At 39.7% G+C, this 26,347-nt stretch carries 27 protein-coding genes; 18 read left to right on the top strand and 9 right to left on the bottom strand.

The genetic code is table 11. The features are described 5' to 3' along the window. Positions 1 to 4 precede the first annotated feature (4 nt). Positions 5 to 214 (bottom strand): DNA-directed RNA polymerase subunit epsilon, encoded by a 210-nt coding sequence (locus MHH33_RS12275; protein ID WP_016427835.1) that lies wholly within the window; start codon positions 212 to 214, stop codon positions 5 to 7. 277 nt (positions 215 to 491) lie between these two features. Between MHH33_RS12275 and MHH33_RS12270 the strand changes: the two genes are divergently transcribed. Further along, positions 492 to 1,262, top strand: coding sequence for a Cof-type HAD-IIB family hydrolase (locus tag MHH33_RS12270; RefSeq protein ID WP_342543771.1), 771 nt, complete (start codon positions 492 to 494; stop codon positions 1,260 to 1,262). Between the two features lie 46 nt (positions 1,263 to 1,308). Here MHH33_RS12270 and def read toward each other — a convergent pair whose 3' ends face one another. Beyond that, a complete protein-coding gene (gene def / locus MHH33_RS12265; RefSeq protein ID WP_342541865.1) occupies positions 1,309 to 1,857 on the bottom strand; it encodes a peptide deformylase in 549 nt (182 codons plus the stop codon). A 140-nt stretch (positions 1,858 to 1,997) separates the two neighbouring features. Between def and MHH33_RS12260 the strand changes: the two genes are divergently transcribed. The 6 genes from MHH33_RS12260 (at position 1,998) to MHH33_RS12235 (ending at position 8,835) form a co-directional block, all read left to right on the top strand. Further along, a complete protein-coding gene (locus MHH33_RS12260) occupies positions 1,998 to 2,642 on the top strand; it encodes a YkyA family protein (RefSeq protein WP_342541864.1) in 645 nt (214 codons plus the stop codon). Between the two features lie 256 nt (positions 2,643 to 2,898). After that, entirely contained in the window at positions 2,899 to 4,020 is a 1,122-nt protein-coding gene (pdhA, locus tag MHH33_RS12255; RefSeq protein WP_342541863.1) for a pyruvate dehydrogenase (acetyl-transferring) E1 component subunit alpha, read from the top strand. Between the two features lie 3 nt (positions 4,021 to 4,023). Continuing rightward, positions 4,024 to 5,001: an alpha-ketoacid dehydrogenase subunit beta gene (locus tag MHH33_RS12250; RefSeq protein ID WP_016427830.1), complete on the top strand. Its 978-nt coding sequence runs from the start codon at positions 4,024 to 4,026 to the stop codon at positions 4,999 to 5,001. Positions 5,002 to 5,100: 99 nt separating this feature from the next. Then, a complete protein-coding gene (locus MHH33_RS12245; RefSeq protein WP_342541862.1) occupies positions 5,101 to 6,471 on the top strand; it encodes a dihydrolipoamide acetyltransferase family protein in 1,371 nt (456 codons plus the stop codon). Between the two features lie 4 nt (positions 6,472 to 6,475). After that, positions 6,476 to 7,888, top strand: a complete 1,413-nt coding sequence (gene lpdA, locus MHH33_RS12240) for a dihydrolipoyl dehydrogenase (protein ID WP_016427828.1) — start codon at positions 6,476 to 6,478, stop codon at positions 7,886 to 7,888. Positions 7,889 to 7,998: 110 nt separating this feature from the next. After that, positions 7,999 to 8,835, top strand: a complete 837-nt coding sequence (locus MHH33_RS12235) for a polysaccharide deacetylase family protein (RefSeq protein ID WP_342541861.1) — start codon at positions 7,999 to 8,001, stop codon at positions 8,833 to 8,835. 60 nt (positions 8,836 to 8,895) lie between these two features. Here the strand turns inward: MHH33_RS12235 and MHH33_RS12230 are convergent, their stop codons facing one another. Next, positions 8,896 to 10,365 (bottom strand): aminotransferase class I/II-fold pyridoxal phosphate-dependent enzyme, encoded by a 1,470-nt coding sequence (locus MHH33_RS12230; protein WP_036659763.1) that lies wholly within the window; start codon positions 10,363 to 10,365, stop codon positions 8,896 to 8,898. Between the two features lie 175 nt (positions 10,366 to 10,540). Between MHH33_RS12230 and MHH33_RS12225 the strand changes: the two genes are divergently transcribed. Together MHH33_RS12225 and MHH33_RS12220 are read left to right on the top strand one after the other, a co-directional pair. Then, a complete protein-coding gene (locus MHH33_RS12225) occupies positions 10,541 to 11,497 on the top strand; it encodes a nitronate monooxygenase family protein (protein WP_342541860.1) in 957 nt (318 codons plus the stop codon). 18 nt (positions 11,498 to 11,515) lie between these two features. Continuing rightward, the gene (locus tag MHH33_RS12220) at positions 11,516 to 11,794 is read left to right on the top strand and encodes a UPF0223 family protein (protein WP_016427824.1); all 279 of its coding nucleotides are present in this window, start codon (positions 11,516 to 11,518) and stop codon (positions 11,792 to 11,794) included. A gap of 211 nt (positions 11,795 to 12,005) precedes the next feature. Here MHH33_RS12220 and MHH33_RS12215 read toward each other — a convergent pair whose 3' ends face one another. Continuing rightward, complete coding sequence (locus MHH33_RS12215) at positions 12,006 to 12,629, bottom strand: DUF1054 domain-containing protein (RefSeq protein ID WP_016427823.1); 624 nt, start codon at positions 12,627 to 12,629, stop codon at positions 12,006 to 12,008. Between the two features lie 156 nt (positions 12,630 to 12,785). Between MHH33_RS12215 and MHH33_RS12210 the strand changes: the two genes are divergently transcribed. Both MHH33_RS12210 and MHH33_RS12205 read left to right on the top strand, forming a co-directional pair. After that, entirely contained in the window at positions 12,786 to 12,983 is a 198-nt protein-coding gene (locus tag MHH33_RS12210; protein WP_342541859.1) for a hypothetical protein, read from the top strand. A gap of 108 nt (positions 12,984 to 13,091) precedes the next feature. Continuing rightward, a complete protein-coding gene (locus MHH33_RS12205) occupies positions 13,092 to 13,883 on the top strand; it encodes an inositol monophosphatase family protein (protein ID WP_016427821.1) in 792 nt (263 codons plus the stop codon). Positions 13,884 to 13,998: 115 nt separating this feature from the next. On the opposite strand, the gene MHH33_RS12200 is transcribed toward MHH33_RS12205, so the two are convergent. Beyond that, positions 13,999 to 14,184 carry a YlaF family protein gene (locus MHH33_RS12200; protein ID WP_016427820.1) on the bottom strand — a complete coding sequence of 62 codons (186 nt, stop codon included), beginning with the start codon at positions 14,182 to 14,184 and terminating at the stop codon, positions 13,999 to 14,001. 115 nt (positions 14,185 to 14,299) lie between these two features. Here MHH33_RS12200 and typA point away from each other — a divergent pair, with 115 nt between their 5' ends. Further along, a complete protein-coding gene (gene typA, locus MHH33_RS12195) occupies positions 14,300 to 16,147 on the top strand; it encodes a translational GTPase TypA (RefSeq protein ID WP_016427819.1) in 1,848 nt (615 codons plus the stop codon). A 25-nt stretch (positions 16,148 to 16,172) separates the two neighbouring features. Beyond that, positions 16,173 to 16,502 carry a YlaH-like family protein gene (locus MHH33_RS12190; RefSeq protein ID WP_016427818.1) on the top strand — a complete coding sequence of 110 codons (330 nt, stop codon included), beginning with the start codon at positions 16,173 to 16,175 and terminating at the stop codon, positions 16,500 to 16,502. Here the strand turns inward: MHH33_RS12190 and MHH33_RS12185 are convergent. Genes MHH33_RS12185 through MHH33_RS12175 form a run of 3 tightly spaced genes read right to left on the bottom strand, consistent with a single transcriptional unit; the run spans position 16,489 to position 17,665 of the window. Beyond that, positions 16,489 to 16,965 (bottom strand): hypothetical protein, encoded by a 477-nt coding sequence (locus MHH33_RS12185; protein ID WP_342541858.1) that lies wholly within the window; start codon positions 16,963 to 16,965, stop codon positions 16,489 to 16,491. The two genes, MHH33_RS12190 and MHH33_RS12185, sit on opposite strands and share 14 nt — an antisense overlap. Beyond that, positions 16,949 to 17,152, bottom strand: coding sequence for a YlaI family protein (locus MHH33_RS12180; protein ID WP_016427816.1), 204 nt, complete (start codon positions 17,150 to 17,152; stop codon positions 16,949 to 16,951). The genes MHH33_RS12185 and MHH33_RS12180 overlap by 17 nt, the downstream gene beginning before the upstream one ends. A gap of 12 nt (positions 17,153 to 17,164) precedes the next feature. Continuing rightward, positions 17,165 to 17,665: a peptidyl-prolyl cis-trans isomerase gene (locus MHH33_RS12175; protein WP_342541857.1), complete on the bottom strand. Its 501-nt coding sequence runs from the start codon at positions 17,663 to 17,665 to the stop codon at positions 17,165 to 17,167. A 168-nt stretch (positions 17,666 to 17,833) separates the two neighbouring features. Here MHH33_RS12175 and MHH33_RS12170 point away from each other — a divergent pair, with 168 nt between their 5' ends. The 3 genes from MHH33_RS12170 (at position 17,834) to pyc (ending at position 22,803) form a co-directional block, all read left to right on the top strand. Next, on the top strand, positions 17,834 to 18,115 hold the full coding sequence (locus MHH33_RS12170) for a YlaN family protein (protein ID WP_016427814.1): 282 nt from the start codon (positions 17,834 to 17,836) through the stop codon (positions 18,113 to 18,115). A 67-nt stretch (positions 18,116 to 18,182) separates the two neighbouring features. Next, on the top strand, positions 18,183 to 19,346 hold the full coding sequence (locus MHH33_RS12165; protein WP_016427813.1) for an FtsW/RodA/SpoVE family cell cycle protein: 1,164 nt from the start codon (positions 18,183 to 18,185) through the stop codon (positions 19,344 to 19,346). A gap of 16 nt (positions 19,347 to 19,362) precedes the next feature. Then, complete coding sequence (gene pyc, locus MHH33_RS12160; protein ID WP_342541856.1) at positions 19,363 to 22,803, top strand: pyruvate carboxylase; 3,441 nt, start codon at positions 19,363 to 19,365, stop codon at positions 22,801 to 22,803. Positions 22,804 to 22,978: 175 nt separating this feature from the next. Here pyc and MHH33_RS12155 read toward each other — a convergent pair whose 3' ends face one another. Continuing rightward, positions 22,979 to 23,899 (bottom strand): heme A synthase, encoded by a 921-nt coding sequence (locus tag MHH33_RS12155; RefSeq protein ID WP_342541855.1) that lies wholly within the window; start codon positions 23,897 to 23,899, stop codon positions 22,979 to 22,981. A gap of 322 nt (positions 23,900 to 24,221) precedes the next feature. Here MHH33_RS12155 and cyoE point away from each other — a divergent pair, with 322 nt between their 5' ends. Then, positions 24,222 to 25,139: a heme o synthase gene (gene cyoE, locus MHH33_RS12150; RefSeq protein ID WP_342541854.1), complete on the top strand. Its 918-nt coding sequence runs from the start codon at positions 24,222 to 24,224 to the stop codon at positions 25,137 to 25,139. Positions 25,140 to 25,238: 99 nt separating this feature from the next. Next, a complete protein-coding gene (gene coxB, locus MHH33_RS12145) occupies positions 25,239 to 26,333 on the top strand; it encodes a cytochrome c oxidase subunit II (protein WP_342541853.1) in 1,095 nt (364 codons plus the stop codon). Positions 26,334 to 26,347 lie beyond the last annotated feature (14 nt).

Genomic DNA, 26,347 nt, shown 5'->3' with positions numbered 1-26,347 from the left:
TGGATTAAAGTTTCTCCACTTTGTAGTTTTCGCTAGCTTGTTCGTAAGATAAATGATTACCTTCTAGTAGCTGAACGAATTCGATATTATACTTGCGATCCTTTAAAGCGTAACGAACTTCACGTTCAGAGGATGCTTCGATATAAAGGCTTTTTGTGTTTTCGCGAACTGGCACTTCAAGCACGTTTTCTTGATAATAAACTTTGTAAATCATGTTTTGCTCTCCTTTTTCACGTTCAAAATAATTACATTCTCTTTATATTATCACGAGCGCCTTTTAAAATAAAGAAAAGCCCTACTATAAATAGCAGGGCAAAAAATTAAGCGATCGATTTTTTCCCGAGTATGCCGCCCAACCGTCTCAATAATTTCTTTTTTAGACGCTTTAACATGGCAAATCACTCCTTGTACATCATTATACAGAAAATTGCAACTTTTGTAAAGGGTTCCCGTCTTTAGTAGACTGGAGGACAAAAGAAAGGATGAAAGTTTTGAGAAAAGTATTGTTTTTTGATATTGACGGAACCTTATATAATTCCGATAAAAAGTTACCAATCAAAGCGAAAGAAGCAGTATTCGAAGCTCGAAAAAACGGGCATGAAGTTTTTATCGCTACTGGACGAGCACCTTTTATGATTCAGGATGTTCTAAAAGAATTAGAGATTGACTCGTACATATGTTTTAACGGTCAATATATTGTCTATAAAGGTGAAGTGGTGTCCAAAACACAAATTGATCTTGAACTACTCAAGTCAGTATCGGCCTACGCGGAAATCAAAAATCATCCGATGGTATATATGAATGCTGAAAAAATGATTGCCTCTAGTACATATCATCCTCATGTGGAAGAAAGCATCAGTACCCTGAAGTTTCCTCATCCTGCTTTCGAAAAAGATTTTTATCTTAATCAAAAAATTTATCAAGCGCTTTTATTTTGCTCTTTAGAAGAAGAAAAGGCATACAAAGAAAATTTCCCGCTTTTGAAATTCGTCAGATGGCATCGTGTATCTACTGATATTTTGCCAAATGGGGCTTCAAAAGCCAATGCTGTATATTTTTTATGTGAAAAACTTCAAATCGCAGTTGAAGACACGATTGCTTTTGGAGACGGGCTGAATGATATCGAAATGTTGGAGGCGGTAGGTTTTGGCGTTTGTATGGGGAATGGACATGAAGAAGCGTTGAAACGTGCTAAATATGTTACCACCCATGTTGACGAAGATGGTTTAGTAAATGCCATGAGATATTTAAAGCTTATTTAATTCAAATAAACAGCAAAAAGGTTCCCAAAATTATTGGGAACCTTTATTATTTTCGTTCATAAGGAACAGCATCAGGGATTTCTTCAAATGGATTTTTCTTGTTGATGTGATCGAAAAACATAATCCCGTTCAAGTGATCCAACTCGTGTTGAAAAGCGATCGCTGGTAAGCCTTTTAAACGCAGTTTAAATTCTTTTCCATCTGGATAAATACCTTTGGCGGTTATGCGTGCATATCTAGGAACATAACCTTCTATTGCACGGTCAACAGATAAACAACCTTCTCCAACAGTAATATACGTTTTTTCAACTGAGTGACTAATTATTTTTGGATTTATGGCAACTAGACTTAGTTCATCGTCCGGTAAGTGAAGTGCAAACATACGCTTTGATACATTGACTTGGGGTGCAGCTATTCCGATTCCAGGACGCAAGTCATATCGTCCCACCATTTCCGAATCTTGACTGTTTTTCACATAGTCCAATAAGTCCTGTGCCAATTTGGCATCTTCAGTGCATAGAGGGAAATCTACTTCCTGCGCTTTTTTTCGCAAAGTTGGATGTCCTTCGCGGATAATATCTTTCATTACAAACATCGTGGTCTTCCTTTCCTACTTTCAGTCTTTAATTAGTATAGCGAAGGTTAGCCCTTGTGCAAACGAAAATGACGAATTTAGTGAAGTTGAAATTTTTCACTTGAAGGTCTATAGTAAAAAAAGATTTGGGAGGTTATGAAATGAAAAAAATTGTAATTGGTACCGTTTTGTCTACTTCACTATTACTCTCTGCATGTTCAATCGGAACATCTGTTGAGCAGCAATTATCCGATTCATTAACTAAAATATATGAAGAAGAACAAGGATATCGTGACGCACAAGCAAAATTGGCTGAATTAGAAAAGAAAGAACAACTGACTTTTAACCAAACGATGGAACTTACTCAAGAACAGAAAGAAAAAGTCGGTGCAAAAGTTGAAGAGATGAAATTATCATTAACTGAAAGATTAACTCTATTAAAAGAAGAGAATGATTCGATTAAAGGCGCCCAAGAATCACTTTCTTCATTAGATAAAATAGTAGAAGAGGCAAAAGAAGATCAAATCAAATCTTCGGTATCTGAATTACAAGCTACAATGGATGCGCGATATGAAGCACATGATGTCGTAAGTGATGAATATCAAAAATTAACTGACTTACAAAGTGATTTATATGAAATGCTAGCGAATGAAGAAACTCAACAAGAAGAACTTCAGGAACATGTAACGAAAGTCAATGTGCAAAACGAACTTGTTCAATCAGCGATTAATGCTTTCAATGATGCAACAAAAAAAATAAATGAACAGAAAGAGTCTGTATATGACTCATTACAAGAAGAAAAGTAAAACGACCTCGAGCTGAGGTCGTTTTTTTGTGCGATATAGAGGTTTACAGTTGATTCAGTTTTATAATACAGAGTTTCATTTGTACTAGTACAGATTTAAGGAATGTGAATAGTCCGTCATTGGTAAGTTCATATTTCACTAGAGTTTCCAATGATTGACCACGAAAATAAAGTTGAGTATACTAGGAAAGAATGAACATTGTATCACTCAATTTTTATACTTGCTTTAATACAGTTACTTAAGGAGAGGTGTTAACATGGCTGCAAAAAATGCCAAGCAATTAGGACCAGTAGAAACACTTCAAGCGATCGAAGAAAAATTTGAAATGTTTCAGATTTTGAATGAAGAAGGCGAAATTGTTAACAAAGACGCAGATCCAAATTTATCAGATGATGAATTAGTCGAGTTAATGCGCCGCATGGTGTATACACGTATTCTTGACCAACGTTCTATTTCTTTAAACAGACAAGGTCGTTTAGGTTTCTATGCACCAACAGCTGGACAAGAAGCTTCTCAATTAGCTTCTCATTATGCTCTTGAAAAAGAAGATTTCATCCTACCAGGGTACCGCGATGTACCTCAAATGATCTGGCACGGATTGCCACTTTCACAAGCGTTCCTATTCTCAAGAGGACACTTCATGGGGAATCAGATTCCTGAAAACGTGAAAGTATTCCCACCACAAATCATTATTGGTGCTCAAATCATCCAAGCTGCAGGTGTTGCTCTTGGTATGCAAAAACGCGGGAAAAAATCAGTTGCTGTGACTTATACAGGTGACGGTGGTTCTTCGCAAGGTGACTTCTACGAAGGTATTAACTTTGCAGGTGCTTTCCGCTCTCCAGCTATATTCATTGTTCAAAATAACCAATATGCAATCTCAACTCCACGTGAATTGCAAACTGCTGCTAAAACAATCGCTCAAAAAGGGATTGCAGCAGGTATTCCAAGTATCCTAGTTGATGGAATGGATCCATTGGCAGTTTATGTTGCAACACGCGACGCTCGTGAACGTGCAGTAAATGGTGAAGGCCCAACATTAATTGAAACATTATGTTACCGTTATGGACCACATACGATGGCTGGGGATGACCCGACACGTTACCGTACATCTGATACGGATTCAGAGTGGGAAAAGAAAGATCCATTAGTTCGATTCCGTGCTTATTTAGAAGCAAAAGATCTTTGGAATGAAGAAAAAGAAAATGAAGTGATCGAACAAGCTAAAGAAGAAATCAAAGATGCCATTAAAACAGCTGATGCTGCTCCGAAACAAAAAGTGACGGATCTAATGGAAATTATGTATGATCCAAACGTAGAAATGCCATATCACTTAAAAGAACAATATGAACTTTACAAAGAGAAGGAGTCGAAGTAACCGATGGCACAAATGACGATGATTCAAGCAATTACGGATGCACTCCGTACAGAGCTAAAGAATGATGAAAACGTCCTCGTCTTCGGTGAAGACGTTGGAAATAACGGCGGTGTATTCCGTGCAACTGAAGGTTTACAAAAAGAATTCGGTGAAGACCGTGTATTTGATACACCTCTTGCTGAATCAGGAATCGGTGGCTTAGCGGTTGGTCTTTCACTTGAAGGCTTCCGTCCAGTACCGGAAATCCAATTCTTCGGTTTCGTTTATGAAGTAATGGATTCAATCAGTGGTCAATTGGCTCGTATGCGTTTCCGCAGTGGAGGCAAATACAATGCGCCGGTAACTATCCGATCTCCATTTGGTGGAGGCGTTCATACTCCTGAAATGCATGCTGACAGCTTAGAGGGTCTAGTTGCTTCTCAACCTGGTTTGAAAGTAGTTATTCCATCTTCTCCTTACGATGCAAAAGGATTATTAATTTCTGCAATCCGTGATAATGACCCAGTTATTTTCTTGGAGCACATGAAATTATACCGTTCATTCCGTGAAGAAGTACCTGAAGAAGAATACACAATTCCTTTGGGTAAAGCGGAAGTAAAACGTGAAGGTACAGACTTAACAATTATTGCTTATGGTGCAATGGTACACGATAGCTTGAAAGCTGCAGAAGAACTTGAAAAAGAAAACTACTCAGTAGAAGTCATCGATTTACGTACTGTGCAACCTTTGGATATTGAAACAATCATTGCATCTGTTGAAAAAACAGGTCGAGCGGTTGTCGTTCAAGAAGCACAAAAACAAGCAGGTATTGCTGCTAACGTTGTAGCTGAAATTAACGAACGTGCAATCTTAAGTCTAGAAGCGCCAGTATTACGAGTATTTGCACCTGATACAATCTTCCCATTCGCTCAAGCGGAATCAGTTTGGTTACCAAACTCGAAGGATATTGTACTAACAGCAAAAAAAGTACTTACATTCTAATAAGAAGTTCAAAAAGTCGGTACAAGTTAGCACATAGAATTTCTTGACCGTCTTTTGAATTGAAGATGATAGACACTCACAACTGAAAGGGTGAATTTTGTGGCATTTGAATTTCGATTACCGGATATCGGTGAAGGTATACACGAAGGCGAAATAGTGAAATGGTTTGTCAAAGCAGGCGACACCATTGGCGAAGATGATATTTTATGTGAAGTTCAAAACGATAAAGCAGTCGTTGAAATCCCTTCTCCTGTAGCAGGAAAAGTGGAGGAAGTGCTGATTGAAGAGAGTACAGTAGCGACTGTAGGCCAAGTCTTGATTCGCATCGACGCACCTGGCTATGAAGATCTTCAGTTTAAAGGTGATCACGAAGACGAACCGAAAGCAGAAGAAAAAACAGAATCTCAGGTTCAAGCAACTGCTGAAGCTGGACAAGCTGTAGCGAAAGATCGAGCTTCTGAAAAAGCATCTGCAGAACCAACGAAAGCTGCACCTAAAACAGAAGCAGCTCCTAAGGCTGAAAAAGATCCAAATGGTCGTGTAATTGCGATGCCATCAGTACGTAAATTTGCACGAGATAACGATGTTGAAATTTCTCAAGTCAACGGTTCAGGTAAAAACGGCCGTGTGATGAAAGAAGATATTGAAGCATATATGAATGGTGGGCAAACTTCTGAAGCAACTCCACAAGATGAAGTTGTTGCAAATGAAGAAACAACAAGCACTGAAAAAGTAGCGAAACCTGCAGCTCCAGCTTTAGAAGGCGAATTCCCTGAAACACGTGAGAAGATGTCAGGAATCCGTAAAGCAATTGCTAAAGCAATGGTTCACTCGAAACATACTGCTCCACACGTTACATTAATGGATGAAGTAGATGTAACTGAACTTGTTGCACATCGTAAGAAATTCAAAGATTTAGCGGCTGAGAAGAATGTGAAATTAACGTATTTACCATACGTAGTTAAAGCGTTGGTAAGCACATTGCGTGAGTTCCCAGACTTCAATCGTTCACTTGATGACGAAGCTGGCGAAATCATTCAAAAACATTACTTCAATATCGGAATTGCAGCGGATACTGAAAAAGGCTTGTTAGTACCAGTCATCAAACATGCAGACCGTAAATCAGTATTTGCGATTTCAGATGAAATCAACACACTTGCAGGTAAAGCTCGCGATGGAAAATTATCACCTTCTGAAATGAAAGGTGCTTCTTGTTCAATCACGAATATTGGCTCTGCTGGTGGACAATGGTTCACGCCAGTTATCAATCATCCTGAAGTTGCAATTCTAGGAATTGGTCGTATTGCAGAGAAACCTGTCATAAAAAATGGTGAAATTGTAGCCGCTCCTGTGTTAGCATTATCATTGAGCTTTGATCATCGCATGATCGACGGTGCGACTGCTCAGCACGCATTAAATAACATTAAGCGTTTGCTTAGCAATCCAGAACTTTTATTAATGGAGGCGTAAAAACATGGTAGTAGGAGATTTCCCAATCGAAACAGATACGCTCGTCATCGGCTCAGGCCCTGGCGGATATGTTGCAGCCATCCGTGCTGCACAAACTGGTCAAAAAGTAACGATCGTTGAAAAAGAACACTTAGGCGGCGTTTGTTTAAACGTTGGTTGTATCCCATCTAAGGCGTTAATTTCAGTCGGTCACCGTTTTGAACAAGCAAAACATTCAGATGACATGGGTATTACGGCTTCTGAAGTAACAATAGACTTTTCTAAAGCGCAAGCTTTCAAAGACAGTGTCGTTAAGAAATTAACTGGTGGCGTTGAAGGTTTATTAAAAGGTAATAAAGTTGAAATCGTTCGCGGCGAAGCTTACTTTGTTGATACAAACACAGTTCGTGTAATGGACGAAAACTCAGCACAAACTTATAAATTTAAACATGCGATTATTGCAACTGGCTCACGTCCAGTTGAGATTCCATCATTCAAGTTCTCTAAACGTGTATTAAGTTCAACAAGCGCTTTAGCTCTTGAAGAGATCCCTGGTAAATTAGTCGTTATCGGTGGCGGTTATATCGGAACTGAATTAGGAACTGCTTTTGCAAACCTAGGTTCTGAAGTAACAATCATTGAAGGTGGCGGCGATATTTTAGCTGGTTTCGAAAAACAAATGACTCAAATCGTTAAAAAAGGCTTGAAGAAAAAAGGTGTCAATGTTGTTGTAAAAGCATCAGCAAAAGGCGTTGAAGAATCAGATTCAGGCGTAACAGTTACGTACGAAGCGGGCGGAGAAGAGAAAAAAGTCGAAGCTGATTATGTATTGGTAACAGTTGGCCGTCGTCCAAACACGGATGAAATGGGTCTTGAAGAAATCGGCCTTAAAATGGGCGAACGCGGCTTGATCGAAGTTGACAAGCAAGTTCGTACAAACATCGAAAACATTTTTGCAATTGGAGACGTAGTTTCAGGACCTCAACTTGCACACAAAGCTTCTTATGAAGGTAAAGTGGCAGCTGAAGTTATCGCTGGGCAAACTTCTGTAGTGGATTATTTAGCAATCCCTGCTGTATGTTTCACAGATCCTGAACTTGCAACAGTTGGTTTAAATGAAGAACAAGCTAAAAAAGAAGGCTTTGAAGTAACGGCTGGGAAATTCCCATTCGGTGCTAACGGTCGTGCTTTGGCATTGAACGCAACAGACGGTTTCGTGAAGCTTGTTTCACGTAAATCTGATGGCTTGTTGTTAGGTGCTCAAATTGTCGGACAGGGCGCTTCTGATATGATTGCTGAACTTGGTTTGGCAATTGAAGCCGGTATGACGGTAGAAGACATTGCTATGACTATTCATGCACATCCAACATTGGGCGAAATCTCAATGGAAGCTGCTGAAGTAGTAATGGGTCACCCAATTCATATCATTACGAAATAAGGTAATACTAGAGTCGTACAGGGCAACCTGTACGGCTTTTTTTGTCGTTTATGGAAAGATAGTGGGAAAACATGCTAAAATTACAATTGAAAGGGTCACGGTGATACATCATGAAATACACAAAATTAATGAGTATGAGTTTATTAGTATTAATGTTGGCAGCATGTGGTGACGTAGAAACGAAGACACCTACCTCAGCGCCGACACAACAGGAAGTCGATGAAGAAGTTGATGATGATAAAGGTACTGAAGAAGTTAATGAAGCAAATGAAGCAGAAGTTTCTGAGGAAGAAACTGCACCAGCAAAACCGCTCTATACATTGAATGAAGCCAATTGGTCGTTCAAACCAATTGCTAATGCGCCTTCCAAAGTTGTACTTTTGACCATTGATGACGCACCAGACAAGCGTTCACTTGAAATGGCAAAAACATTGAAATCTTTGAATGCACCTGCCATTTTCTTTGTGAATGGACACTTTTTGGATAGTGATGAAAAGAAAGCGGTATTAAAAGAAATACATAACATGGGCTTTGCTATTGGAAATCATACGCAAACGCATGCAGATTTGAAAAAACTCACTGAAGAAGAACAGCGTGCAGAAATCATGCAAGTAAGTGAAACTATCGAAGCTATTATCGGGGAGAAACCTAAGTTCTTCAGGGCCCCATTCGGATCAAACACTGATTTCAGTAAAGCTTTGGTAAAAGAACAAGGCATGCTTTTGATGAATTGGACATACGGCTACGACTGGGAATCAAAATATCAGGATGCCAATGCTTTGAAAGATATAATGGTCAACACGGAGTATTTGACGAACGGTGCGAACTTATTAATGCACGATCGAGTATGGACCGCAGAAGCCCTTGGTGGGATTGTGGAAGGTTTACGTGCAAAAGGATACGGCATGATTGATCCTGCGACAATTCAAGGTGTAACAGGGCAATAATGACCTTCAATTAAGAAAAGGCTGAGCGCTCCTATTCAGAGGAGTCTCAGCCTTGTTGCATTAATAGAAAGCTTTATGTTCTTTAATGACACGAATCAACTTCAATTCGTCGTCTTCAGGACCTTGAACTGGTAAGCCCGCTTCGATATTCATATGAATATAGGCGATATTATCTTCCGTAATAATTTCCCCTGGAATGAAAATAGGGATACCAGGTGGATATACCATAATAAATTCAGCGGAAATACGTCCTACAGATTCTGCAAACGGTACAACTTCAGTTGTTGCATAAAAGGCATCTCGAGGCGTCATGGCTAAACGTGGAATATCTGGCATGGTTACAAAAGCTTCCACGATTTCAGCTTCATCTTCGAATGATTGGGACATGCGCTGAAGAGCATTGACAAGCAAGTTCACTTCTTTTTTGGAATCTGCAATCGTCACGATGCAGAGTATATTATATAAATCGGATAATTCAACTTCAATGTTTGCTTTCTCTCGCAACCATTCTTCGGCTTGATGACCTGTAATCCCTAAATTTTTGACACTGATTAATAATTTAGTAGGATCCATATCGTATGTTGCAGAAGTGCGCAAAATTTCTTCGCCCACACATCGTAGGTTTGGAATTTGATTGATTCGCTTTCGTGTATCTTTTGCCAATCGAATAGTCGTTGTTAATAAGTCATGACCATGAATAGCTAATTGGCGTCTAGCAGTATCAAGAGAAGCCAAGATCGGATACGATGTAGAAGTTGTAGTTAGCATGGACAAAATGGATTGAACACGCTTAGGTGAAACTAAACCTTCCCGAACATTCAAGACTGAGCTTTGTGTCATAGAACCGCCCAGTTTGTGTACGGAAGTAGCTGCCATATCCGCACCGGCAGCCATCGCTGAGACGGGCAAAGATTCATGGAAATGGATGTGGACACCATGTGCTTCATCCACCAATACCGGAATATTACGACTGTGGGATATTTCTACAATGCGTGCCAAATCAGCAGCAATGCCGAAATAAGTTGGGTTGATCACAAGTACAGCTTTTGCATCTGGATGAGCACCCAAAGCTTTTTCAACCGATTCAGCAGATATTCCGTGTGAAATGCCAAGTTCTGGATCCACTTCTGGGTGGATGAATACTGGAATTGCACCTGCAAAGACAATTGCAGACATGATGGATTTGTGAACATTGCGTGGTACCAGAATTTTATCGCCAGGACCGACAACACTTAAAATCATCGTCATGATGGCACCACTGGTTCCTTGCACAGAGAAAAATGTAAAGTCGGCACCAAAAGCTTCGGAAGCTAATTCCTGAGCTTTTTTAATCGCACCTTTTGGTGAATGCAAATCATCAAGTGGAGCAATATTAATTAAGTCTATGGAAAGAATATTATCGCCTACGAATTCACGAAAAGCAGGATCAACACCATTTCCTTTTTTATGACCGGGAATGTGAAATTGAATAGGATGTCGGTTGCGATGCTTCAGCAAGGCATCAAATAAAGGGGTTTCTAACTGAGACAATGGTCGTACCACCTCAACTTTCTTAATGACAGCATCCAAGAAGTCCTGAACACCGATTGAAAATGAAAAACAAGTGAATTATAGCATTTAGAACTGCAGATGACCATAAATATTAGAGGAATTTCGACAATAAAATCGAATATAATACAATTAATTATTTAGGGGGAATTGAAAAATGAACTGGCAAACACGGATTACGGACTTATTACATATTAAATATCCAATCATTCAAGGTGGACTTGCCTACCTTGCCTATGCAGATTTGGCAGCAGCTGTTTCGAATGCTGGCGGCCTTGGTCAGATAACGGCAATGAGCCTGGAATCACCAGAGGCACTTAGAAAAGAAATACATAAAGTACGAACAATGACCGATCAGCCATTCGGTGTAAACTTTGCAATTGGTGATCAGGGACGACCGTTTTCGCATATGCTTGAAGTTGCCATAGAGGAGAAGGTACCTGTCGTGTCAATGACTGGAGGGAATCCGACACCGATTTTTGATCAACTAAAAGGAACTGATATAAAAAAACTCGTGCTAGTTGCTGCTACAAGACAAGCACAAAAAGCAGAAGAACTCGGTGCTGATGCTGTAATGGTTGTGGGCCAGGAAGGTGGAGGGCATTTGGGCCGCGATGACGTTGGAACAATGGTGCTTGTACCGCGTGTTGTGGATGCTGTGTCCATTCCTGTCATCGCCTCAGGTGGAATAGGGGATGGCAGAGGTTTAATGGCTGCACTTGCTCTAGGAGCTGAAGGAATCGAAATGGGTACTCGGTTCATTGCGACCAAAGAATGCGTACATGCCTCAGACGTTTATAAGCAAGCATTAGTAAATAGTTCTGAAACTGGCACGACTGTTATCAAACGCTCGATAGGCGCTCCTGCACGCGCATTGATCAATCCGTGGACGGAAAAAATTCGTGACATCGAAGCTGTGACTCCTACTTACGAGGCTTTAAGAGAGTATATTAGTGGCGAAGCAAACAAACAATATATTTATAAAGGTGATGCTTCACATGGGTTTGGTTGGGCTGGACAAGTAGCCGGATTAATTGATGATGTCCCATCTGTGGAACAACTAATTTCTAGAATGATTTCACAAGCGGAAGACTTCCGCGTAAAATGGAATTAAAGAAAGGGTGAAAAAAACATGAGTTTTTCATATCCATTTTCAAAAGATTGGTCGACGGAAGAGATTATTGCCGTTGTTCAATTTTTTGAAGTCATAGAATACGCATATGAACAAGGTGTAAACCGAGAAGTATTGATGGAAAAATATAGACGATTCAAAGACGTGGTTCCTTCAATGGCAGAAGAGAAAACCTACTTTAGAGAATTCGAAAAAGAAAGCGGATATATTTGTTATCCAATCATCAAAAAAATGAAAGAGACAACTAAAGGCGCCATTATAAAAGGAACAGGGAAATAATCCCCTATTCCTTTATTTACTCGTAGTATTCTGTTGTTTATCGTACGCAACGCCTTTGTGGCCAACATCCTGTTGGTCCGAGGAGGCTTGTCTGTTCGTCCGCGGAAAGGGAACCGATTCCCTCATTTATTATAGGCTCTGTTAAACTATCATCCTATTGATTATTATCTATACGAGCTAGCCGCATAAGGACACTTGTAAATATGTTAAGTTATTTTTTAACCATCACATGATAAATTGGTAGTAATGCTTCGAACGTTTCTTCTGCAAATGAAGCAAATTCTTCTGCTGACATTTCAATTGCCTTTTCGCTAGGCAGATGGCGGCCGACTAAAAACTCAGCTTTTTTGACATCATGCAACCTCGTCAACAGTGAGGGCAATTGTTCTTTATGAGCACCTTTGAGTTGTATTGCTTCTGGCGACATGTGGTCGCCGGAAATGATAAAGTCCTGAGGTAGTTTTTTAAATAAACTTTTCTTTTTCAATAATCTCTCGGCTATTTGTACTTTATCGGGTGCTTCATAAATGACAGCCAAGATAATGAATGCATGGGTCCCCCATAAACCGATTTGAAAATGGGGAAGAGCTTTATAACCGCGTTTATATGGTGCGAATGCCACCCATGAATCCTTGGGCGGATTAACGGATCGTCTGGCGTGTTTAGCGACATGCGGATAGAATTCATCGCCCGTTTTACTTGAAAAGAATGATGCATATGTATGACCGAATGCTTCGAACTTTGGTCGGACTTTTTCAATTAAAGCTTGCATACGATGTTCTAATCCTTCTATCTGAAAGACCTCAAAATCTTCACTTTCCCACTTATATTTCATCTTTTTTTCCACCTTTCGTACTTCGTATGTTTAGTTTAATCAAAAAATGGGAAAAAATCTTGTAAGTAAGCTTTTTGAAGTTGACAAAACCAACTTCGTGCCATATTGTATAAAAAACATTCTGAATATTTAGATAAAAGAAAAGGGGTGTAAGACATGAAACAAGTTGTCCACATCATTCGTAAAGAGGATGTTGAGAAAAAAATGATTCTCGGATTAAAATTAGAGCTTGACTATGAACTTGCCTCTTTGTACGATGCGATGCAAGAAAAAAATCATGCGGAAATCGACAAGAGCAAAGTAAGGCTTGGCGAAATTCATAAGCAACTGAAGGCTCTCCATGCTTTACATTAGTGAAATAACCAGTCCTTATACGTAAGCAGACCTGATCGTCTATTTCTGACATCAGGTCTTTTTTTGTTTATAATTGAAAGAGAATGATTTGGAAAGGCGGCTAATCCATTGGAACTTCAACAACTCGATCGCTATGCAAAAGCATTAATAAAAGAAGCAGGCAGAAAGATTCGCCACTCATTGACCAATGAATTGGTTATAGAATCTAAAGTGGATGCCAATGATTTGGTAACCAATATGGATAAAGAAATCGAACAATTTTTCATTCAGCATATCCGAAAAGATTACGCAGGCCACTCTATTTTAGGGGAAGAAGGTTTCGGTGATGCCCTTCAATCATTGGAAGGCTACGTATGGATGTTGGATCCTATAGACGGAACGATGAATTTTATTCATCAACAACGGAATTTTGCCATATCATTAGGGATTTATAAAGATGGCATCGGACTTTTCGGTTACATATATGATGTCATGCATGACGAATTATACAGTGCACAAAAAGGACATGGAGCTTATTTAAATGATGAACCGATTCCAATGTTGGAAGCCACTACGATTTCCAAAGCAATTATTGGAATGAATGCTAGTTGGGTAGTACCGAATCGTCATGTTGACAATGAAGGTCTTATACGATTGGTCAAAGATGTACGCGGAATCCGTTCATATGGGTCTGCAGCGCTGGAACTTGCATATGTTTCCACGGGACGTATTGATGCTTACATGTCCATGAGACTTTCACCGTGGGATGTTGCGGGAGGGGTTGTCATTGCCGAAGAAGTTGGCGCGATTGCCACTAATTTAAAAGGACAACCGTTAAAGTTTTTAGGACAAGATACATTTATTGTTGCACGACAAAGTTTGCACGATTCATTAATTGAGAATTATATTACGCTTAAATAAAGGTTATTTAATAAAATGCATTTAGGAGCATTGCTTAAAATAGCCAAATAAAAAGGAAGGAAAGGTGTAAATCCATTCCTTCCTTCCTTTAAATATTATTTGCAACGTAGTGTTTTTATAATGTTCCTTCGTCACGCATTTTCTTTTTGGTCTTAAAACCGAATCCCATAACAAAGATCAATATTGCAATACTGGCGAATATACCGATTACACTGCGTAAACCAACAGATATTCCAATTGCAAACATCGATAATAAAGCTAATAGGGAATATAGTACAAATACCCATTTAATATTTTTCACAAAGTACCCTCCACAAAAGCGATAATATTCTTACAATTCTAAATCAGACAAATAGTTACAACATGTGCTATAATAACACAGTTAAGGACTCGAAAAAAGAATATGGAGTGAAACAATGACTAATTTACGTCAAGACTTAAGAAACATTGCAATTATTGCCCACGTTGACCATGGTAAAACAACTTTAGTTGACCAATTATTAAAACAATCCGGTACTTTCCGTTCAAATGAACATGTGGACGAGCGTGCAATGGATTCAGGTGATATCGAGCGCGAACGCGGTATTACGATTCTTGCTAAAAACACAGCGATTCAATATAAAGATGTGAAAATCAACATTCTTGATACACCTGGACACGCTGACTTTGGTGGAGAAGTTGAACGTATCATGAAAATGGTAGACGGTGTTCTACTTGTTGTGGATGCTTATGAAGGTTGTATGCCACAAACTCGTTTCGTATTGAAAAAAGCTTTGGAACAAAACTTGCAACCAATCGTAGTTGTAAACAAAATTGACCGTGACTTTGCTCGTCCTGAAGAAGTAGTGGACGAAGTTCTTGAACTTTTCATTGAATTGGAAGCAAACGACGATCAATTGGAATTCCCTGTTATTTTCGCATCAGGTATGAACGGTACTGCAAGTCTTTCTTCAGTTGCTGCAGAGCAAGATGAAAACATGCAAGTACTTTATGATGCAATCATCGAACACATCCCATCTCCAGTAGATAACAAAGAAGAGCCTCTTCAATTCCAAGTATCTCTTCTTGACTACAACGATTATGTTGGCCGTATCGGTATCGGTCGTGTATTCCGTGGAACGATGGAAGTTGGACAACAAGTTTCACTAATGAAGCTTGACGGTAAAATGAAAAACTTCCGTGTTACTAAAATGTTTGGTTTCATGGGTCTGAAACGTGTGGAAATCCAAAAGGCTTCTGCTGGTGATCTGATTGCCGTTTCTGGTATGGAAGACATTAACGTTGGTGAGACGGTTTGTCCTACTGAGCATCCTGAAGCATTGCCAATTTTACGTATTGATGAGCCAACTCTTCAAATGACGTTCCTAGTGAACAACAGTCCATTTGCTGGACGTGAAGGTAAATGGGTAACATCTCGTAAAATTGATGAGCGTCTTCAATCTCAACTTGAAACAGACGTATCTCTTCGCGTAGATCCAACTGACTCTCCTGATGCATGGGTTGTATCTGGTCGTGGGGAATTACATTTATCAATCCTGATTGAAAACATGCGTCGTGAAGGTTTCGAATTACAAGTTTCTAAACCAGAAGTTATCGTTCGTGTTATCGATGGTGTTCGTTGTGAGCCGGTTGAACGCGTACAAATTGATGTCCCAGAAGAGCATGTTGGTTCAATTATTGAATCAATGGGTGAACGTAAAGGCGAAATGCTTGATATGGTCAACAATGGTTCTGGTCAAGTACGCTTGATCTTTATGGTTCCTGCTCGCGGATTAATTGGTTACACAACTGAATTCATGACGTTAACTCGTGGATACGGAATCATCAACCACACATTCGATAGCTACCAACCAATGCAAAAAGGTCGCGTAGGTGGACGTAGTAAAGGTGTTCTTGTTGCAATGGCTACAGGACAAGCATCTGAGTACGGAATTCTAGGAATTGAAGACCGCGGTACAATTTTCGTTGAACCAGGTACTGATATTTATGAGGGTATGATTGTTGGAGAACATACTCGTGATAATGACTTAACTGTTAATATTACGAAAATGAAAGCTGCCAATAACATCCGTTCTGCAAACAAAGAAGCGACAACTACACGTAAAAAACCACGTATCATGACGTTGGAAGAATCACTTGAATACCTAAACGATGATGAGTACTGTGAAATCACACCTCAATCAATTCGTTTACGTAAAAAAGTTCTTGATAAAAACGAACGTGAACGTGTAACGAAAAAAGCTAAAACGGCAGAAAATAATTAATCGTATGGAAAGAGGTTGAGAAATCTTGGAAGAACAGCAATTTGTCTATGACAATATGTACCCAGTTGCGCGTTTCCTTTATGAAATCCTTCCCAACTACGATGTGGCAGGGTACGCTTTGTACCTTGTCATCTTCTTGCTATCCGCGGTAGTATACAAATTAGGATTTGCCAAAAAATTAAGAGTTGGTCAAAACATCGTGATTTACTTATTCTTGTTAATCGGATGTATCATGCTTACTTTTTTAGCTTTCTTCCTGCCAATAGTAGAAGGATTAGTTATCGCCGCAATGATATTAATTTTGTATAAAATTCGTTTGCATAATGAAAAAAAGAGAAGCGCTAGCGCAAGCTAGTGCTTCTCTTTTTTTTATATAACATGGGAAGTATCCAAACATAAAACAAATGTCCGAGAGTCCAATACGCAAAAGAATGCCAATCATCCCATTCAGGGACGTCTTTAATAGCAAGTTCACTTAGCAGAAAATATAAGCCAAAGGTCGGTAAACAAAGGAAAAAACTGAGTAACCATAGTTTTGGAAGACTATCTTCTACATGCAACCGATCCGCAAGTCCAACAAAGACAAACGCTATGACAATAGAGATGAGTACATGAAACAAGAATTCAATCGTTTCAGGCAAATGTACTTCACCGATAAATGGAATGAAGTCAACATTCAGTAATAAAGTATAGACATTTATATTCGTTACTGATTGAATGAACTTCATTAAAAGTCCCAATAATATCCCGCTAAATATGCCAATGTAAAGAGAATTGACGAAACGGGGGGGACGGTGATCATTAGAAATCTTCTTCAATTCTGCGTGAGCTTTTATAAAAAACAAAGTCACCAGTTGCCAATCTAGCTTGCGTTTTTTCTTCTATACGCTCGTGGCAGGGATCACACATATACGTATGAATCGGTCGATTGCGCAATTTTTTTGCTTGTGGTGAATCATCAGGCAATTGGTTGATGGTATCACAAATGACACATTTTACACGCATCGAAACGACCTCCTAATCTACTCGTACTGCTTGAACATGCTTGATGGGATTTTCCAAGTTGGATCCATCTGCAAGAAGGACATAAACAGGGCCATCCTCATTTAAAGGCTTGCCATCCTGGCTATACTTGAAAATCAGTGAATCTGCTTGTTCTAAGGTGAAAGAATGTTCTTCACCACTCTCAGTTTCAATAACTACTGATTTTGCGTTTTTATTTACTTCAGCATTTTTTAGAAAATGTTTTAAGTAAATACCAAAAGTTCCTGTCAGGATTTTTGTCTTCTCGTATTTCTTCTCGGTTTTCAACGTTGGAGGATAGGTTGCACCTTCCATGATTTCACGTGACCAATGAGCTGACATTTTTTTTGTGTATTCATCCAACTCGTTTTTTTCGAGTTGCTGTTCCGTAAAAAACGTTTTTAAGTCAATGCGTCGATCATCAAAAATCCATACACCTGGGTCTAAAGTTATTTTGAATTTCACATTCCCTTTAATAGGTATTATCGTTTCCATTCTATTGGTGCCCCCTTGCAAGCTGCGTTTCTTCTACTAGTATAACGCTTTGACTATAGGTAAAAAAGAATTAAGTTCGGAAAGATTCACTGTGGAAGCGATACTTGCATTTTTGTCACTAGAAAGATACACTTTATTAAGACTATATTAGGTGATGGGGGCGTCCTCATGGATACTAAATCTCAGCAATCGTACCAGCAGAAAGCTATGGATTTATTAAAAGCTGATGCAGAAAAAATAGCAAAATTAATTAAGGTTCAAATGGACCATTTGACGATGCCGCAATGCCCACTTTACGAAGAAGTCTTGGATACCCAAATGTATGGTCTATCTAAAGAAATTGATTTCGCTGTAAAATTAGGGCTTATTGAGCGTGAAGAAGGAAAGTTGCTTCTTTCGACACTTGAAAAAGAATTATCTGTATTGCACGATGCTTATACAGAGAAATAAGTAAAAAACTCAAACTCAACATGTGTTTGAGTTTTTTTGCTAGAAAAAAAGAAAAAGAGGTTTCAAAATGATCCCATACATCAAGCGATATGCCAAAAACTTCGATTATTCATTATTTATTACATATATGTTTTTATGTCTTTTCGGTCTCGTGATGATATATAGCGCGAGCATGGTTTGGTCCGTCAATCGATACGGTTTCGAGCCGGATCACTTTTACAAAAAACAAATACTAAACTTAGTTTTATCGGTCCCAGCATTTTTAGTAGGGGCTTTATTTCCATACAAGCATTACCGCAAGAAGCCGATGATGATTGCCATGCTGGTTGTTATGTTCACCTTATTGGTGGCGGTTCATTTTGTCGGCTATGCTGCCGGTGGTTCTAAGAGCTGGATTGATCTTGGATTTGGGAACATTCAGCCTTCCGAGTTTGCAAAAATAATTATGGTGCTATATTTTGCCGGTGTATTTGCAAATAAAGCGAGAAAAGGTCCCATAGATAGTTTTAACCAATCTATTGCCCCGCCAGTGACAGTACTTGTTATGGCCGTTGCCTTGGTATTGAGTGAAGTAGATATGGGTTCAGCTATGATTATCTTTTTTACGGCAATTTCTGTCATGGCCGCAAGTGGTATTCGAATCCGGACATTTGTGAAAATTAGTGGCATAATCGTTGGCGCACTTGCTTTGATTACACCAGTTTTGTATTTAGCCCGTGATAAGTTTATTACTGAACGTCGACTTGGACGTATTGAGGCTTTCCTGAATCCTTTTGAATATGAACAAGGCTTTGGATACCAAGTAGTAAATGGTTATTTGGCCATCGGTGCAGGGGGGCTGAAAGGTCTCGGCCTTGGACAGTCGGTACAGAAACTGGGTTATTTACCGGAGCCCCAGACAGACTTCATAATGGCCATCATTGCAGAGGAACTTGGATTAGTTGGCGTGTTAATTGTTATCGGTGGTCTTGGGTTTATTGTATTGCGTGCATTGGTTATTGCTTTAAGAGCAGAGGATCCGCACGCGCGTATGATTGCCGCAGGTTTTGCGAGTATCATAGGATTCCAGACTTTTATCAATTTAGGTGGCTTGCTTGGTCTCATTCCATTAACAGGCGTGCCATTACCATTTATAAGTTATGGCGGAACTTCTGTTATTTTGTTATCGTTAGCTATGGGCATACTGTTAAATGTGTCTATGTTTGTCAAATACGAAAAAACGCGAAGCTAAGGGGTGTCGTCTCATTATGAAAACGATTCAGAAGATATTAGTAGCTAACCGCGGAGAAATTGCCATTCGCATTTTCCGTGCTTGTACCGAATTAAACTTGCGTACCGTATCGATTTATTCAAGAGAAGATAGTGTTTCTTTTCATCGATACAAAGCAGACGAATCGTATTTAGTAGGAGATGGAAAGAAACCAATCGATGCCTATCTGGACATCGAAGGCATTTTACAGATTGCAAAAACAAGTGGAGCAGATGCGATTCATCCTGGATATGGATTTTTATCTGAGAACGTGGAATTTGCGAGACGTTGTGAAGAAGAAGGGATTATTTTTATCGGTCCTACTTCAGCTCATTTGGACATGTTTGGCGACAAAGTCAAAGCACGAGAACAAGCTGTTCTTGCTGGCATCCCAGTAATACCAGGAAGTGACGGACCTGTTCAATCCGTTCAGGAAGTAAAAGATTTCGGTGAAGCAAATGGCTATCCATTAATGATCAAAGCATCCTTAGGTGGCGGCGGTCGAGGTATGCGTGTTGTTCCCACTGCACAAGACTTGGAGTCGGCTTACGAACGCGCAAAATCAGAAGCAAAAGCCGCGTTTGGGTCGGATGAAGTCTATGTAGAGAAATTTGTTGATAAACCGAAACACATAGAAGTTCAAATTCTTGGGGATAAGCATGGCAATTTGGTTCACTTGTATGAACGTGATTGTTCGATTCAGCGAAGACATCAAAAAGTAGTGGAAATCGCCCCATCCAATTCCATAACAAAAGAATTGCGCGACCGCATTTGTGATTCCGCGGTTCAATTAATGAATAATGTTCAGTACATAAATGCAGGCACAGTTGAATTTTTAGTTGCAGGTGATGAGTTTTACTTCATCGAAGTGAATCCGAGAATTCAAGTAGAACATACGATTACCGAAATGATTACCGGTATCGATATCGTTCATACCCAAATTCACATAGCAGATGGATCAGCTTTATATGAAGAAGAAATTGGCATGCCGTTGCAACAAGACATTCCACTTTTCGGATTCGCTATTCAATCCCGTGTGACAACCGAAGATCCTTTAAATCAGTTTATGCCCGACACCGGGAAATTGATGGTATACCGATCTGGTGGTGGATTTGGGGTGCGTCTAGATGCAGGGAATGGTTACCAAGGGGCTGTGATTTCTCCATATTATGACTCGCTACTTGTCAAAGTATCGACATGGGGAAAAACGTTTAAAGAAGCAGCCGCTAAAATGGATCGGAACTTACAGGAATTCCGTATCAGAGGTATAAAAACGAATATTCCTTTTTTAGAAAATGTAGTAAAACATAAAAACTTCTTAACAGGAAATTTCAATACCAGCTTTATTGATTCCACACCGGAATTGTTCCTCTTCGCAACCCGAAAAGATAGAGGGACAAAGCTACTGAATTATATCGGTAATGTGACAGTGAATGGTTTCCCCGGTATCGAAAAAGCATCAAAACCTGTGTTTGGCTTGCCAAGAAAACCACAAATAGATTTGCTTGTTCCGCCTACTGAGGGTACTAAACAAATTCTTAATGAACGTGGAGCAGAGGGACTAGTCAAGTGGATACATGAACAAAAAGATGTTTTGGTGACAGACACTACGTTCCGTGATGCACACCAATCATTGCTTGCAACACGCGTCCGTTCTCATGATATGTATGAAATTGCAGAGCAGTCGGCAAGAGCCATGCATGATGCGTTTTCATTTGAAATGTGGGGTGGCGCCACATTTGACGTTGCATATCGATTCCTTAAGGAAAATCCATGGGATCGACTCATTAAAATGCGTGAAATGATTCCAAATGTGTTGTTGCAGATGCTGATTCGTGGGGCAAATGCTGTGGGTTATAAAAACTACCCTGACAATGTTATCCGTGAATTTGTACAGACATCAGCAGAAGCGGGAATCGATGTTTTCCGCGTATTTGATAGTTTAAACTGGATCAAAGGGATGGAAGTGGCCATTGATGCAGCTCGACAATCAGGCAAAATAGCGGAGGCGGCAATTTGTTATACGGGTGATATTTTAGATGACAGTCGTGACAAATATACGGTCGCTTATTACAAAGAAATGGCAAAAGAATTGGAAGCAGCAGGTGCACATATTTTAGCCATTAAAGATATGGCTGGTTTACTGAAACCCGAAGCGGCATACCGATTAATTTCAGAATTAAAAGACACAGTTTCACTTCCGGTTCATTTGCATACACATGATACGAGTGGCAACGGAATTTACTTGTACGGTAGAGCGATTGATGCTGGCGTAGACATCGTTGACACAGCGTTAGGAACGATGGCAGGACTGACATCCCAACCGAGCACAAATACGCTTGCGTATGCATTAAAAGGCAGTAAGCGCGAAGTGCGAACTGATATTAAAGCTTTGGAGAAACTTTCTCACTACTGGGAAGATGTACGCAAATACTACCAGGATTTCGAGTCTGGCATGATGAGTCCACATTCTGAAATTTATGTCCATGAAATGCCGGGTGGTCAGTATTCCAATTTGCAACAACAAGCGAAAGCAGTTGGCTTGGGTGAGCGTTTTGAAGAAGTAAAAGATATGTATTCAACCGTTAACTTAATGTTTGGTGATGTTGTCAAAGTTACGCCTTCATCAAAAGTTGTCGGTGATATGGCGCTCTTCATGGTTCAAAATGATTTAACGGAAGAAACGGTACTTACCCGAGGACAAACAATTGATTTCCCTGATTCAGTAATCGAGTTCTTCCAAGGATATATTGGGCAGCCTTACGGCGGGTTCCCGAAAGAACTGCAACAGGTAATCTTAAAAGGACGCGAAGCTATTACTGTGCGCCCAGGTGAATTGTTGGAACCAGTCAATTTCGATAAGCTGAAAGAAGAGCTTTTCCATAAATTGAGTCGTCCGGTTACAAGTCATGAAGTACTGGCATATGCGTTGTATCCAAAAGTGTTCGATGAATACTCGGATATTGTGAAGAAATTTGGGGATGTTTCCGTATTGGATACTCCAACCTTCTTGTACGGTATGCGCTTAGGTGAAGAAATCCAAGTGGAAATTGAGAAAGGTAAAACGTTACTCGTAAAACTAGTATCGATTAGCCAACCTCAATCGGACGGAAATCGCGTCCTTTATTTCGAATTGAATGGACAGCCAAGGGAAGTAATCATCCAGGACTTGACGATTGAATCGGATATTACACAAAAACCGATAGCGGACGTCGGTAACCCTGATCATATTGGTGCTACGATGCCAGGAACTGTATTAAAAGTAGTAATAGATAAGGGTAGTCGAGTAAAGCGTGGAGATCATTTGCTTATTACTGAAGCGATGAAAATGGAAACAACTGTCCAGGCTCCGTATGATGGTGTTGTGAAAGAAATTCATGTCACTACCGGCTCTTCTATTACAACGGGTGACTTGTTGATTGAAATGGAAAAAGAGTAGATTTAACACGATACTGTTGACTGTCGTACATTTGCACTAGCATTGATAAAAATCAACATTAAAAGGGCATCAGCTGAAACCGTTAACGGTCGAAGTTGATGCCTTTTCTTTTATCCACCTATACTAATTCCATTTCTATCGAAAAAAGCAGTTCCGCATGTACGCGGAACTGCTTTTAAAGTGATGTTTTTTTAGAACGGCTACGAGATAGGAGCAAAATCATATAACATAGCAATCCAAATAGTAGTGTGATGAGTAGAGAATGTAGTAAAGCGAAGAATAAGTTCAGCCTTGTCAACACTACTAGCATACCTGATATGACTTGAAGTGAGACGATAACAAACGCAATAATCCACCCATAAGATAAAACTCGTTGGTCTCTATAATTCTTGAATGCATGCCATGCTATGAAACCAATCCAGAGGAAAATTAGTCCGGCCGCTGTACGATGTCCCATTTGCACCCATTCATAAAGGTTGGCTGGTAAAGAGAAATCTCCGTTACGACACATTGGCCAATCCGCACAGATTAAGCCTGAATCTGTATGGCGAACGAGGGCACCTGTGTAAACGACTATATAGGAGTAAAGGGCAACTCCTATTGTATGCCATTTCAATTTTTTTCCAATCTGTAACTTATCCGCATCAAATTTGCGATCGACTTCAAAAATCAGAAGCGTTAACAATAAAACTGAGGCGAATGATATTAAGGAAATACCAAAATGGAGGGCTAATATAAAGTCACCTTGTCCCCATAGAACTTGAGCTGCACCAATTAGCGCTTGTAAAATCAAGAAAAACATTGCCATAAAAGCTAAAAATTTTGTTTCGCGTATATGTCCCATTGCTTTCCATGACCAAACGGATAAGATCAAGATGAGAAAACCTACCGAACCAGTTACGAGACGGTGAGAAAATTCAATTAAAACTTCAGTAGTGATTTTGTCGGGAATTAGTTCTCCATTGCATCCCGGCCAGTGTCTGCCGCAACCCATTCCACTTTCTGTTTTCGTAACAAGTGCTCCACCAAGAATTATGAGCAACATGCCGATTGTAGAAGCAACAGCAAACCACTTTAAGTATTTACTTTGTTGCATGAATGACACCTACTTTGTCTATACTGATCGCGAAAATGCGATACCTGCATGTTTGATAATAGCTAAGAATATGACAAAAAACAATGTTTAACAGAGAAACAACAACAGTAAGGATACCCAATTCACAAATTGTTCATAAAATATTCTCTTTCCATTCACAAAACTTTTTAGAAAATGCTTTACTATAGATATGTTGTGTCAAATTGACAGGAAACCGCTATGGCTTTTTATCGAATTTGAACTTAAATATAGAATTAGCATAAGTTTTTCGATATAGTAAGTGTAGCGGAATATGCTTACAACTTTGAAAGGGGGAGTTATCATGTCAAACGGTCGCGCGATCAATGCAAGAACTGATGCGGATCTTGAAACAACATCATTTGTTAAAGACTTTCTTGCATTGATTAAGATTGGAATTGTAAACTCAAACCTTGTGACTACGTTTACGGGATTATGGTTGGCATTTCAATTTTCAAACCGTCACTTCTTAGATGAGATGGACCTCATGTTTTATACTCTTGTCGGTGCAGCGTTGATTATTGCCGGTTCAGCCGCAATGAACAACTACATCGATCAGGATATAGATCCAATTATGGCGAGAACAAAATCCAGACCGACTGTGACGGGACGATTCAAACCAACTGCCGTATTGTCCGTTGCTCTGTCCTTCATGGTTGTCGGTGAGATTTTGTTATTTATGGCATCGTTTTCAGCTGGTATATGGGGACTTGCTGGTATTATCAGTTACGTTGTCCTTTATACCATGTGGTCAAAAAGAAGGCATGTGAGCAATACAATCGTTGGGAGTATATCAGGGGCTATTCCTCCAGTAATCGGATGGGCAGCAGTTGAACCTACACTTGGATGGGGTGCACTTGCATTATTCCTCATCATGTTCGCATGGCAGCCTCCACACTTTTATGCACTTGCTATGAAACGAACGGAAGAATACCGGGCGGCAGGCATTCCGATGTTGCCGGTTATTAAAGGATTTGCACATACGAAGCGCTCCATGCTTCTGTGGATTTTAGTTCTTTTCCCACTTCCATTCTTACTCATGGAATTAGGAACATGGTTCCTCGTCCTCGCTACTGTGCTTAATATTGGATGGCTCGTACTTGCACTAAGAGGCTTTAAAGCGGAAGATGATTTAAAATGGGCAAAAGGCATGTTTATCTATTCCTTAAATTACATGACCATCATTTTTGTCTCGATGATTATTTTCTCGATTTTCAGCTAACTTTTGGGATTCTTTCTTTGAATTTAGAATTCATATAGAATGGAACCACAGTCCGATTTACACATGAATACAACTACGAAAGAGGGGTTTGATTAAGCTATGATGAAAGGGCTCAAAAAGTGGCGTCTCTTTTCTCTGCTGACAGCTCTAACGGTCTTTTTGTCTGGATGCGGTGAAGAACACTTATCTACACTTACTCCAGCAGGACAAGTCGGTAGAGATCAATTGGATTTAATGTTGCTTTCAACAGGAATCATGGTACTTGTTATTATTGTAGTAATGATTGTTTACATTCTTGCAATCGTCAAGTTCCGTCGTTCTAAAGTGGGCGAACATGTAATTCCTAAGCAAGTAGAAGGAAGTCACAAATTAGAACTTATCTGGACTATCGTTCCGATTATTTTACTATTGATTTTGACAGTTCCTACTGTAGTCTCTACATATAAATTGGCGGATGTCAGTGGTATGGATGCAGTCGATGCAAAAGGCAATAAGACAGCAGTAACGGTTAACGTTAAAGCAAATCTTTACTGGTGGGAATTTGAGTATCCGGATTTGGGAATCGTTACAGCTCAAGAATTAGTAGTACCGACGCAAGAGAAAGTTTACTTTAACCTTAAAGCAGCAGATGTAAAACACTCATTCTGGATTCCTGCAGCGGGCGGTAAAATGGATACAAACGTTGAGAACCTAAACACATTCTATTTAACATTCGACAATCCTTCAGATAGTCTTGAAGATGGAGTGTTTTATGGTAAATGTGCGGAACTTTGTGGTCCTTCACATGCACTAATGGACTTTAAAGTAAGATCTTTAGACCGTGATGATTTTGATGCTTGGGTAGCAGACATGAAAGCATCAAAAGCAGAAGAAACACCAGAAGGTGACGTTGCTCAGCAAGGTCAGGAAATCTTCAACACTAGCTGTATTGCTTGTCATGCTGTATCAGGTGCAGGCACAACTGGTGGTGTAGGTCCTAACTTAGCGACCTTCGGAGATCGTAACCGAGTGGCTGGATTCATGGAAAAAACAGATGAAAACGTTAAGGCATGGATTAATGATCCTGAAGAGCATAAACCAGGTAACTTGATGCCTCAACCTGAAGATTTACCTAATAGAAATGGTAAAGAATTAACAGATCAAGAGCTCACAGCTCTGACAGAATACTTAATGGGACTATCTGTAGAAGATTAATCTTCTACAGAATG

The sequence above is a fragment of the Paenisporosarcina sp. FSL H8-0542 genome (assembly GCF_038632915.1).
Lineage (GTDB): Bacteria > Bacillota > Bacilli > Bacillales_A > Planococcaceae > Paenisporosarcina.
This window is presented reverse-complemented; position numbering and strand designations above follow the sequence as displayed.

What these genes read in the sequence shown, in the direction of transcription:
- MHH33_RS12275 (WP_016427835.1), bottom strand. Translation starts at nt 214, where the DNA reads ATGATTTACAAAGTTTATTATCAAGAAAACGTGCTTGAAGTGCCAGTT.
- def (WP_342541865.1), bottom strand. Translation starts at nt 1,857, where the DNA reads ATGTTTGTAATGAAAGATATTATCCGCGAAGGACATCCAACTTTGCGA.
- MHH33_RS12260 (WP_342541864.1), top strand. Translation starts at nt 1,998, where the DNA reads ATGAAAAAAATTGTAATTGGTACCGTTTTGTCTACTTCACTATTACTC.
- pdhA (WP_342541863.1), top strand. Translation starts at nt 2,899, where the DNA reads ATGGCTGCAAAAAATGCCAAGCAATTAGGACCAGTAGAAACACTTCAA.
- MHH33_RS12250 (WP_016427830.1), top strand. Translation starts at nt 4,024, where the DNA reads ATGGCACAAATGACGATGATTCAAGCAATTACGGATGCACTCCGTACA.
- lpdA (WP_016427828.1), top strand. Translation starts at nt 6,476, where the DNA reads ATGGTAGTAGGAGATTTCCCAATCGAAACAGATACGCTCGTCATCGGC.
- MHH33_RS12235 (WP_342541861.1), top strand. Translation starts at nt 7,999, where the DNA reads ATGAAATACACAAAATTAATGAGTATGAGTTTATTAGTATTAATGTTG.
- MHH33_RS12225 (WP_342541860.1), top strand. Translation starts at nt 10,541, where the DNA reads ATGAACTGGCAAACACGGATTACGGACTTATTACATATTAAATATCCA.
- MHH33_RS12220 (WP_016427824.1), top strand. Translation starts at nt 11,516, where the DNA reads ATGAGTTTTTCATATCCATTTTCAAAAGATTGGTCGACGGAAGAGATT.
- MHH33_RS12215 (WP_016427823.1), bottom strand. Translation starts at nt 12,629, where the DNA reads ATGAAATATAAGTGGGAAAGTGAAGATTTTGAGGTCTTTCAGATAGAA.
- MHH33_RS12210 (WP_342541859.1), top strand. Translation starts at nt 12,786, where the DNA reads ATGAAACAAGTTGTCCACATCATTCGTAAAGAGGATGTTGAGAAAAAA.
- typA (WP_016427819.1), top strand. Translation starts at nt 14,300, where the DNA reads ATGACTAATTTACGTCAAGACTTAAGAAACATTGCAATTATTGCCCAC.
- MHH33_RS12180 (WP_016427816.1), bottom strand. Translation starts at nt 17,152, where the DNA reads ATGCGTGTAAAATGTGTCATTTGTGATACCATCAACCAATTGCCTGAT.
- MHH33_RS12175 (WP_342541857.1), bottom strand. Translation starts at nt 17,665, where the DNA reads ATGGAAACGATAATACCTATTAAAGGGAATGTGAAATTCAAAATAACT.
- MHH33_RS12170 (WP_016427814.1), top strand. Translation starts at nt 17,834, where the DNA reads ATGGATACTAAATCTCAGCAATCGTACCAGCAGAAAGCTATGGATTTA.
- MHH33_RS12165 (WP_016427813.1), top strand. Translation starts at nt 18,183, where the DNA reads ATGATCCCATACATCAAGCGATATGCCAAAAACTTCGATTATTCATTA.
- pyc (WP_342541856.1), top strand. Translation starts at nt 19,363, where the DNA reads ATGAAAACGATTCAGAAGATATTAGTAGCTAACCGCGGAGAAATTGCC.
- MHH33_RS12155 (WP_342541855.1), bottom strand. Translation starts at nt 23,899, where the DNA reads ATGCAACAAAGTAAATACTTAAAGTGGTTTGCTGTTGCTTCTACAATC.
- cyoE (WP_342541854.1), top strand. Translation starts at nt 24,222, where the DNA reads ATGTCAAACGGTCGCGCGATCAATGCAAGAACTGATGCGGATCTTGAA.
- coxB (WP_342541853.1), top strand. Translation starts at nt 25,239, where the DNA reads ATGATGAAAGGGCTCAAAAAGTGGCGTCTCTTTTCTCTGCTGACAGCT.